The 9,563-nt window shown below is 44.4% G+C and carries 12 protein-coding genes; 10 read left to right on the top strand and 2 right to left on the bottom strand.

Annotated elements, in window-relative coordinates:
- Window positions 1–242: 242 nt before the first annotated feature.
- From EWM62_RS19055 to EWM62_RS19035, 5 genes are all read left to right on the top strand, one after another.
- Complete coding sequence (locus tag EWM62_RS19055) at window positions 243–995, top strand: lysophospholipid acyltransferase family protein (RefSeq protein ID WP_129876557.1); 753 nt, start codon at window positions 243–245, stop codon at window positions 993–995.
- Window positions 970–1,257 carry an Asp-tRNA(Asn)/Glu-tRNA(Gln) amidotransferase subunit GatC gene (gene gatC / locus EWM62_RS19050; protein ID WP_129876556.1) on the top strand — a complete coding sequence of 96 codons (288 nt, stop codon included), beginning with the start codon at window positions 970–972 and terminating at the stop codon, window positions 1,255–1,257. The genes EWM62_RS19055 and gatC overlap by 26 nt, the downstream gene beginning before the upstream one ends.
- 120 nt (window positions 1,258–1,377) lie before the next feature.
- Complete coding sequence (locus tag EWM62_RS19045) at window positions 1,378–2,145, top strand: ABC transporter ATP-binding protein (protein ID WP_129878274.1); 768 nt, start codon at window positions 1,378–1,380, stop codon at window positions 2,143–2,145.
- Window positions 2,146–2,148: 3 nt separating this feature from the next.
- Window positions 2,149–2,964 carry a helix-turn-helix domain-containing protein gene (locus EWM62_RS19040; protein WP_129878273.1) on the top strand — a complete coding sequence of 272 codons (816 nt, stop codon included), beginning with the start codon at window positions 2,149–2,151 and terminating at the stop codon, window positions 2,962–2,964.
- Between the two features lie 61 nt (window positions 2,965–3,025).
- Entirely contained in the window at window positions 3,026–4,675 is a 1,650-nt protein-coding gene (locus EWM62_RS19035) for a serine hydrolase domain-containing protein (RefSeq protein ID WP_129878272.1), read from the top strand.
- Window positions 4,676–4,681: 6 nt separating this feature from the next.
- Here the strand turns inward: EWM62_RS19035 and EWM62_RS19030 are convergent, their stop codons facing one another.
- The gene (locus EWM62_RS19030) at window positions 4,682–5,305 is read right to left on the bottom strand and encodes a hypothetical protein (protein WP_129878271.1); all 624 of its coding nucleotides are present in this window, start codon (window positions 5,303–5,305) and stop codon (window positions 4,682–4,684) included.
- A gap of 136 nt (window positions 5,306–5,441) precedes the next feature.
- On the opposite strand from EWM62_RS19030, the gene EWM62_RS19025 reads away from it, so the two are divergent.
- Together EWM62_RS19025 and EWM62_RS19020 are read left to right on the top strand one after the other, a co-directional pair.
- On the top strand, window positions 5,442–6,656 hold the full coding sequence (locus EWM62_RS19025) for an ABC transporter substrate-binding protein (RefSeq protein ID WP_129878270.1): 1,215 nt from the start codon (window positions 5,442–5,444) through the stop codon (window positions 6,654–6,656).
- 10 nt (window positions 6,657–6,666) lie between these two features.
- Complete coding sequence (locus EWM62_RS19020; protein WP_129878269.1) at window positions 6,667–7,044, top strand: chorismate mutase; 378 nt, start codon at window positions 6,667–6,669, stop codon at window positions 7,042–7,044.
- Window positions 7,045–7,268: 224 nt separating this feature from the next.
- On the opposite strand, the gene EWM62_RS19015 is transcribed toward EWM62_RS19020, so the two are convergent.
- Window positions 7,269–8,276, bottom strand: coding sequence for a chitinase (locus EWM62_RS19015; RefSeq protein ID WP_129878268.1), 1,008 nt, complete (start codon window positions 8,274–8,276; stop codon window positions 7,269–7,271).
- Between the two features lie 195 nt (window positions 8,277–8,471).
- On the opposite strand from EWM62_RS19015, the gene EWM62_RS19010 reads away from it, so the two are divergent.
- The 3 genes from EWM62_RS19010 to EWM62_RS19000 form a co-directional block, all read left to right on the top strand.
- Window positions 8,472–9,020, top strand: a complete 549-nt coding sequence (locus EWM62_RS19010) for a cob(I)yrinic acid a,c-diamide adenosyltransferase (protein WP_129878267.1) — start codon at window positions 8,472–8,474, stop codon at window positions 9,018–9,020.
- Between the two features lie 85 nt (window positions 9,021–9,105).
- Window positions 9,106–9,327: a DUF2795 domain-containing protein gene (locus EWM62_RS19005; protein WP_002996718.1), complete on the top strand. Its 222-nt coding sequence runs from the start codon at window positions 9,106–9,108 to the stop codon at window positions 9,325–9,327.
- 125 nt (window positions 9,328–9,452) lie between these two features.
- Window positions 9,453–9,563, top strand: a 111-nt coding sequence (locus tag EWM62_RS19000; protein WP_129878266.1) for a lmo0937 family membrane protein, incomplete at its 3' end; no start/stop codon positions are given.

Below are 9,563 nucleotides of genomic sequence, written 5' to 3'. Positions count from 1 at the left end.
TTAAGAAGGCAAGTCTCCCCTATCGGGGGAGATTTAGAGGGGGCTTAGCTATGCCGTTTAGAGGGGGGCTTAATTTTTAGCCTCACCCCAAACCCTATCCGAAAGAGAGGGGCTTTAAGAAGGAAAGTCTCCCCTATCGGGGGAGGTTTAGAGGGGGCTTAGCTACGCCGTTTATAGCGGGGCTTAGCTACGCCATTTACAGGGGGCTTGAATAGTTACTATTTTTTCTATTTTTGGGGTCGATGAAAATTATATTGAAGAAAATGCACCTGTACCTTTACCAGGGCAGCGTGGGATTTTTCTACTTTTTGCTATGGCCTTTCCTTTATTATTTTTCGCGTAAGCCCGAAACGTATAAAAACATGACTGCTATGCGCCGTGTTTGGGGGCAGGTAAGCTCGTTTTGTGTGGGGATCAGGTATCGCTACCATTTCGAAACGCCTGTAAACTGGAGCAATACCTATATAGTTTGCCCTAACCACACCTCAAATTTAGATATTACGGCCATGAGCCTGCTGGTAAAAAGCAATTGCTGTTTTATGGGTAAGCAGGAGCTACAGGACGGTATAGTTACCCGCCTTTTCTTCCGTACGGTAGATATCCCGGTGAACAGGGAAAGCAAAATGGCGTCCTTCCGCGCATTTAAAGCCGCAATGGACAGGCTGGAGAAAGGTGTTACGGTTATTATATTCCCCGAGGCAACTATACCCGACAGCTACCCGCCGGATCTGCACCAGTTTAAGAACGGGCCCTTCCGCATGGCTATCGAGCTTAAAGTGCCTATCATCCCGGTAACATCTGTAAACACCTGGAAAGTTTTATGGGATGACGGTAAAAAGTATGGCTCGAAACCGGGTGTATGTGATATATTTGTACATAAGCCTATCGATACGGCGCATTTAACTATAAATGATGCAGACGCCCTGCGCGACCAGGTGCACGCCATCATCAGTAAAAAGATTGAAGAACATGACCATAGACGAACAAACGGTTGATAAAATTGCACACCTGGCCAGGCTGGAACTTGCACCCGGCGAAAAGCAGGAAATGATCAAAGACATGAACAAGATACTGGGCTTTATGGATAAGCTGAACGAGGTAGACACCACCGGCGTTGAGCCCCTTGTTTATATGACCGCCGAGCCAAACATGCTGCGCGAAGACGTAGTAAAACAAGAAATTACTACAGAAGAGGCACTGCTTAACGCGCCCGACCATGATAAAAGCCATTTTTTAGTAGCGAAGGTGATTAAATAAGTCTTAAGTCGATAGTCGAAAGTCCGAAAGAAAATAAATCCGAAATTGAAAATTCGAAATCCGAAATAAGACTGTAACATTTTATACCACTACACTGTCAAAGTAACAAAAAACGGAAAAATGCCAATAGCTACCAAAAAGGAAGAGCCTCTTATTACCATTAAGGATATCGGTCGTAAATACGTTATTGGGTCCGAAATTATCCATGCGATAAAATCGGTAACCTTAACTATAAACAAAGGCGAATTTGTGGCGCTGATGGGGCCTTCGGGTTCGGGCAAATCAACCCTGATGAATATTTTGGGCTGTTTGGATACCCCAACCAAAGGCGAATACATCCTTAACGGCATTAATGTTAGCCACATGACAGATAACGACCTTGCCGAGGTGCGCAACTCCGAAATTGGCTTCGTTTTTCAAACCTTTAACCTTTTGCCGCGTAACAGCGCCTTAGATAACGTTGCCCTGCCGCTGGTTTATGCGGGTATCAATAAAGAAAAACGTAACGACCGCGCTAAAAAAGCTTTAGAGAACGTTGGCCTTGGCAACCGTACAGATCACCGCCCAAACGAGCTTTCGGGCGGGCAGCGCCAGCGTGTGGCTGTGGCCAGGGCGCTTATCAATGACCCATCCATTATCCTGGCCGATGAGCCTACCGGTAACCTTGATACCAAAACATCTATAGAAATTATGGGCCTGCTGGAGGATATTCATGCTAAAGGCAACACCATTATACTGGTTACCCACGAGGAAGATATTGCTATGCACGCCCACCGTATTGTACGTATGCGCGATGGCCTGGTTGAGAACGATTACCAAAACGAGAATATTGTAACTGTTAGCAAACGCGAACCTGTAAAAGAAGCAGGTATCGACCTGGCAAAGTAAGTTTTGGAAAACTTAAAAACCGGTAAATTCTTTGGGCAAACCAATCAAACCATTAACCTTGATTTTGCCACCATTACCGATACCGAGTACACCCATGATAAGGTAGACTGGCATTACCACGATACCGCGTACTTTACCTTTATATTGGATGGTAAGGTAATTGAAGGCAATAAAAAAGAAGTTTACAATTGCACCGCCGGTACGTTGTTGTTTCATAACTGGCAGGACCCGCACTATAACATCAAACCCAAAGGCTATACCCGCGGTTTCCATATCGAATTAGAGCAGGCCTGGTTCAACGGTTTTAAACAAGGCGATAACAAGCTGCAGGGCAGCTTTGAGGTAACATCGCCCGATGTGAAGTTTTTATTTTACAAGCTTTTTAAAGAAACCAAAATAAACGATGGCTTAACCCCCATGAACACCGAAGCTTTGCTGCTGCAGGTATTGGGGCAAATGCAGGGCAGCCGCGCTGCCAATGCCGCACAAAAACCGGCATGGGTATCAAAAATAAGGGAGATATTGCATGATAACGTGGCCCGTAAGTTCACACTGACCGACCTCTCCGCAATTTTAGATGTGCATCCCGCGCACCTCTCTCGCGATTTTTCGAGATATTTTGGCTGCAACCTGGGTGAGTACATCCGCAAGATACGGGTGCAGCGTTCGTTATACCTGATGCCAGATAAAAGGCTGTCGTTAACCGATATTGCAATCGCCTGCGGTTTTGCCGATCAGAGCCATTTTACACGTAGCTTTAAAGCGTTTAACGGTGTAAATGCCATGCAATACCGGCGGTTATTAAGCAGGCAACGTTAAATTTGTTCTATTTTGGAATAGTAGTATAAGGCAAATTTGCAGCGATACTTAAAATATGTTTATGAAACGCTTATTACTGCTAACCGCTATATCCTTTTTTACAACCGGTACACTTTTTGCCCAGGTAACTGATATTGTACCGGCAGATGCCATTACGCTCCCCGTACACAAAGCAAATATCGGCCGCATCGTTTTTACTACGGATACCATACCCACAGCAAAATTAACCGAAGCCGATTTTTTAAAGGAAATTGTGCTAACCCCCAAAAGCAATCTCAGCATGCGGGCTTTTATGGGTAAATCGTTAACAAACTACCAGCACCTTTTAGCGCCAAACCTAACGGTAGAGCAGCTTAACCAGGGCAATTATCAATTTACTTTTTATGTAGACGGTAAGCAGATATACCAGGAAAATTTGCATAAAGGGGCCGGGTATGCCCGCAATAAAAACGGCCGCACCACATTAAGCATAAAGCTGATAAGCACGCTGCACGAGGATATGTGGTCGAGGTATATGTTTACACGTTTTATGGTTAGGGGTGGCGAGGATGCCTTAACAACCGGTACGCATACCATAAAAATAGAGCTACGGCCTTATGTAAGCATACCCGAAGTAATAGCTGGCGATTTGATAGCACAGGGCGAATTAAAAGTGATCGTCCCGACCATAGAGGTAAAGGATAAAGCCATACAACCTATTGCCAAAAATAGTGGCTGGCGCGTATCGGCCGAAACCTACGATAAGCAGCTGATAATGGACCTGAACGAAAAGATCTTGCAAAATAAGTTTAAAAGCATCAGCGGTATTGTGGTTATCAAAAACGGCAAACTGCTGATAGAGGAGTATTTTAACGGCAGCGGGCGCGATACCCTGCACGATCCGCGCTCGGTTGGTAAAACCTTTGCGGCAGCAATTATGGGGACAGCCATAAATGACGGGTACATTAAATCGGAACAGCAAATGCTGAAGGATTTTTACGACCTGAAAGCCTATAATAACTACTCGCCGCAAAAGGATAGCGTTACCATAAAAAGCCTGCTTACCATGAGCTCGGTTTTTGACGCGAATGATAACAGCGACGATTCGCCGGGTAACGAAAACAACATGTACCCCACCGAAAACTGGGTAAAATTCGCGCTCGACCTAAAAACGGACAGTTCAAAAAGGGCTTATAAAACCTGGAATTACTTTACCGCAGGCATTGTAGTTTTAGGCGATATTTTAAACAAGAAAGTACCGGGAGGCTTGTATAAATATGCCGATGCCAAACTGTTTAAACCGTTAGGCATCACCAATTATAAATGGCAATACACCCCGCAAAATGTGCCCAACACCGCCGGCGGAATAAGGCTGCGTGCTGTCGACTTTGCCAAATTTGGGCAGCTGTATAAAAATAATGGTATGTGGAACGGCAAGCAGATCATCCCGCAAAGCTGGGTGCAAAAATCGTTCACCAAACAAATTGCTTTGCCTGCCGATGTGGTTGGCCCCGGCTATTACGGTTACCTGTTCTGGAACAAAACCTACACGATAAATAACAACCCTTACGAAACCTGGTACTGCACCGGTAACGGCGGCAATAAAATATTTGTATTTAAAAACGCGCCGCTGGTTATCATCATTACCTCAACAGCTTACAACGAGGGTTACGCCCACCCGCAGGTTGATAAAATGATGCAGGAGTATATTTTACCGGCCGTATTAAAATAATAGGCTTTAACATTTCAGCTCGGCCAGCCTTGCTACAAAATCGGCAAGGTACAGGGTGTGCTCCGGGGTGATGGGTTTGCGGTTGCCAATAATCAGCGTATGCTCAAATATCTCTACTACAAAATCGGTTTCCTTAATGGCCATCATCGCATCCCTAAACTCCTGGGTTATGGCAAGTTCGGCTTTACGCTTATCGTCGGTTAGTACATAATACCTGTCGCTAAAGGGCTTATCCTCTTTAAAATCAAGCTCGATAGGGAAAATGATCTCGCGGATCTTGTCGATAATGGTTTCGGTGCGGATAAACACCCGGCCAAAATCACGTTTCAGGTAAGCCAGCGCCCAGGGCTGGTATTCTGTAAAGTGGGTTGTTTTATCCTTTGTATGGGTATGGTAAGTGTCCATATCTACAAATAAAAGGTAGCTATCACCGCACGCATTTTTTATAGCGAAAACATCGCGAACGTTAACTGCCTTATGGTGGTTAAGCGCTTCAAACTGTTCCATCTGGAAGTCGATATAACCCGGTACCTCTATCCTGAACTGCTCTTTCAGCGCTTTGCTGGTGGCATCAAAATCATCAGCTTCGGCAGATGAAAGCCCGGTAGTATCAAATAAAAATTTCTCCATTCGTTACAATAAAAAAATCAGACTAAATATAATAACAGATGTTACAATTACGTACAAATTGAATATTCAACCGGCAGGAAATAAACAAAATAGCCAAATTAAACGTATTTTCGCCATAAATATCTTATAACTTAAAATGAAAAAAATATTACTACCCGTTATTGCATTGTTGGCTGTGGCACTTGTATTTCAGTCTTGCAAAAAATCAAAAAAGGTTATTGTAACCAGGGCTATAAACATTCGCGGCTTGTTTACGCTAACAGGCAGTGGCAGCACGTTAGGCAAAACTTCGAGCGCGGCCATCCAGCTTGCTGCCGAAGATGTAAACAAATACTTTGCAAGTAAAGATCTGCCATATAGCATAGGGGTAGATGTAACCGATACCAAACACTCTGCCGACCTGGCCGCTTCGCAATTTACACAAGCTAAAGCCGAGGGTATCAGCTTTATTGTAGGGCCGCAAAGCAGCTCGGAACTGGCCGCGTTAAAACCATTGGTTGATGCATCAAAAATTTTAGTAGTAAGCCAGAGCAGTACTGCCGGCAGCCTGGCTATTGCCGGCGATGCCATATTTCGCTTTTGCCCTTCAGACAAAATTGAAGGTGCAGCAAGCGCGAACACTATTTTTAAAGATGGTAAAAAAGGTTTAGTGACCGTTGCGCTTAACGATGCGGGTAACCGGGGGTTGCAAACATCAGTAGGTGAAGCGTTTACTGCCAAAGGCGGCGTGGTTAGCACTGTAACACCGTATGCAGTTACTACTACAGATTACAGCGCGGTTGTTGCCGATATTAAAACAAGGGTGGCCGACCTTAGCACAACTTTTGGTGCTGATAAGGTTGCTGTATACCTGGCATCATTTGATGAAGGCATAGAGATATTTAAACTGGCTGCCAACGAACCTGCTTTAACCGGTGTTAAATGGTATGGTGGCGATGGCGCTGTTTTAAGCGCGGCTTTTACAGGTACTGCTGCCGTAGCTGATTTTGCTATCGCGACGGGTTTTTCGGCACCATCTGTTGGTTTACCGGCCTCGTTCGAGCCAAAATATGCACCGGTTATAAAAAGAATTAAAGATAAAACCGGTTTGGAAGCCGATGCTTTTGCACTGGCTGCTTATGATGCAGTTTGGGCCATTGCCTATACTATTGAAGCTAACAACGGAGATGTAAGCGATTTTGAAAAGATAAAAGCATCGTTTGTAGAACAGGCTAATAAACACGATGGCATTAGCGGCAGCGATAAGCTTGACGAAGCAGGCGACCGCGCAACCGGCAGTTTTGATTATTTTGGAATTGTTAAAGAAGGTGATATTTACAGCTGGGAATTTGTGAGAACTTCTGAAGACTAAATTTGCTATTATGGGTAAAAGATATTTAAAACATATATTGTTTTTAACAGCGCTGTTTACCATCGCTTACACATCGGCACCGGCACAAACAAAAAGCGCCGAAACTGTAAACCAGGAACTAAGCCAGAGCAGGAAAAAAATAGACTCGCTTGATAAATTGCTCATTAACGTTTTGGGCAGCAGGCAGCGTGTGGTTAGGGAGGTAGGTATTTACAAAAAAAAGAATAATGTGCCGCCTTTACAGCCCGCCCGCTTTAAACAGGTAATAGACCGGGCAATTGCGGCAGGAGGCAAGGAAGGCCTGTCGGCCGAGTTTGTTACCGAACTGATGAACGCCATACACAAAGAAAGCCTGCGGATAGAAGGGGATAGCACCCTTACGCATTAAGCGATATTCGCCGGGTTTGGGCTAAAGCCCATATTCATTATTTGATTTCATCCGTCCCATAAATGGGACGGCAATGAATATGAGTTGATGCAAACAATTTAATTGCCGTTGGCTTTAGCCAACGGATAAAAATAAAAGAGAATTGGCTTTAGCCAAAATTTCCAAAAGGGTCAAGCGTCTCACTTGATCCTTTTTTTATACACGCTTGGGCGCTCAAATAAACTCTAATACTTATACGGCTCCATTTTACCACAACTGCAGGCACAGTCAGGGTCGGTAACACCCAATTTTTTTAGAAAGAACTGGTAAAAGCCAATGCGGTCTTTCATGCTGTAGTTATCCTCGCCTTTGTTGCACTCCAGGTCGCCGTTCACAATGTTTATCGTCATCCCAAAGCCGGGTGTGCGACCTTTGGCCTTATCAATTGCATTTGGCTGCCACTTGCCGGTCATCACATCATGTGCCGATGGCTTGTGGGTTTCGGGTGTCATCCAAAAATAAATAGCTGTTTTAAAAGCAACCACAGGGTCGGTCTCTATCAGGCCGGGGTTATTCAGCAAAACGTGTTTATCGCCAAATATACAATCAGATGCGTAACCGTAATTACCGTTATAGCTTATTTGCATGGGGCCGCGGCCATAATATTTTTGACCTTTAACAGGCGGGTATTCGTCACTGTCGCTTACGTACACATTATTGGTGTTATCCTCGTGCAACAGCATCAAACCATCGGTATAACTTTCGTTACGTCCGTGGCGGGTTTCATGCGCTATTTGCGCAAAAAAAGCAGCCAGCTCGCGTTTGTTGCCAATGGCATCTTTTTCGGCGCAAAAGTCGCCGTAATCAACCGTATAGGTACTATCGGGTTTTACTTTGGCCCAGGCCTCGTTCCAATCTCCATCCTGGCGCACAGTCGTGGCTTTGCCGGTAGTTTTATCCGTACGTATGAACTGGTATACCGATACCGCCCTGCGTGTTACCTGCACCTTTATCTGCGCCAGGTCGTTTACCGCTTTTATAAATGCCTGGTAGGTGTAAAACTTATCGCGCTCGGGAAACAGGGCGTTAAACTGCTGCTCGGTTAAAAACGCCGAAAAGTCTGCCTTAGGCGCCGCCGGTTTTGAAGGGGGGCGATTTGCGCTGCCGCTGCCGTTACTGCACTTAAAACTAAGTAACGCTACTGTAAATAAACATATAAGGGCCACCCTGGCCGATGATATAATGGGTTTCATAGTTTCTAAATAATATATTTGAACAAACACGATATGCAAGTTTAAGTTTAAAATTGCATAATGTTTAATTTAACCACAAAGGGCGCTAACGAAAGCACAAAGGCCACGAAGCCGGATCCCTGGTGTACTTTGTGGAAAAATCTTTGTGCCCTTTGTGGTTAACTCCAACTAAACGTTTAAATTGCTGCAATTCTTATGAAAATATATACCAAAACAGGGGATAAGGGCTATACATCGTTAATTGGCGGTACACGTGTGCCCAAGCACCACCTGCGTATAGAAAGTTACGGAACGGTTGATGAACTGAACTCATACATCGGCCTTATCCGCGATCAGGACATTAGCGCCAATGATAAGGATATGCTTAAACAGATTCAGGACAGGCTGTTCACCATCGGCTCGTCGCTGGCGGCCGACCCCGAAAAATCTAAAATGGTGATACCAGATCTGTACCCTGAGGATATCGAACTGCTGGAAAAGGAAATGGACAGGATGAACGAAACATTGCCCGAGCTTAGGCACTTTATTTTGCCGGGGGGTAGCAATGCAATATCATACTGCCACGTAGCCCGTTGCGTGTGCCGCCGTGCCGAAAGGTTAAGTGTGCACCTTGCCGAAGAGAGTACCGTTGACGAAAAAGTGAATATTTATCTGAACAGGTTGAGCGATTACCTGTTCACCCTGGCAAGGATGATAGGGTACAGCGATAAAGTGCCTGAAAATCAATGGATACCAAGGAAATAAAAATATTACAAAAAAATATTGATAATCAATTTAAAAATATTATACTTTTGCGAAAAAGTAAAATTTACCAATTTAATATAAAAACATGTATTGGACACTTGAATTAGCATCGCACCTTGAAGATGCGCCCTGGCCAGCAACTAAAGATGAATTGATCGATTACGCCATACGTTCGGGCGCGCCGGTAGAGGTTATAGAGAACCTGCAGGCACTTGAAGATGATGGTGAACCGTATGAAAATATAGAGGAGATTTGGCCGGATTACCCCACCAAAGACGATTTCTTTTTTAACGAAGACGAGTATTAATACCCGCTTTGGTTATTTATTCAGAAGCCCTGCATGCAGGGCTTTTCTTGTATAACCCCTTTTTGGAATGATTTTGGCATAAGCAGGTTTATAACATTTACTTAAACATAAAAACATTCAACATTATGAGAGGCCTATTGTACCTGATCGCTGTTATTTTAGTAATAGCTTGGATTTTCGGAGCTTTTGTTACACCGTTTGGCGGTAACATTATTCACGTTTTATTGGTAATAGCA

The organism is Mucilaginibacter terrigena (genome assembly GCF_004168255.1).
In the GTDB taxonomy this organism is placed as follows: Bacteria; Bacteroidota; Bacteroidia; order Sphingobacteriales; family Sphingobacteriaceae; genus Mucilaginibacter; species Mucilaginibacter terrigena.
This window is presented reverse-complemented; position numbering and strand designations above follow the sequence as displayed.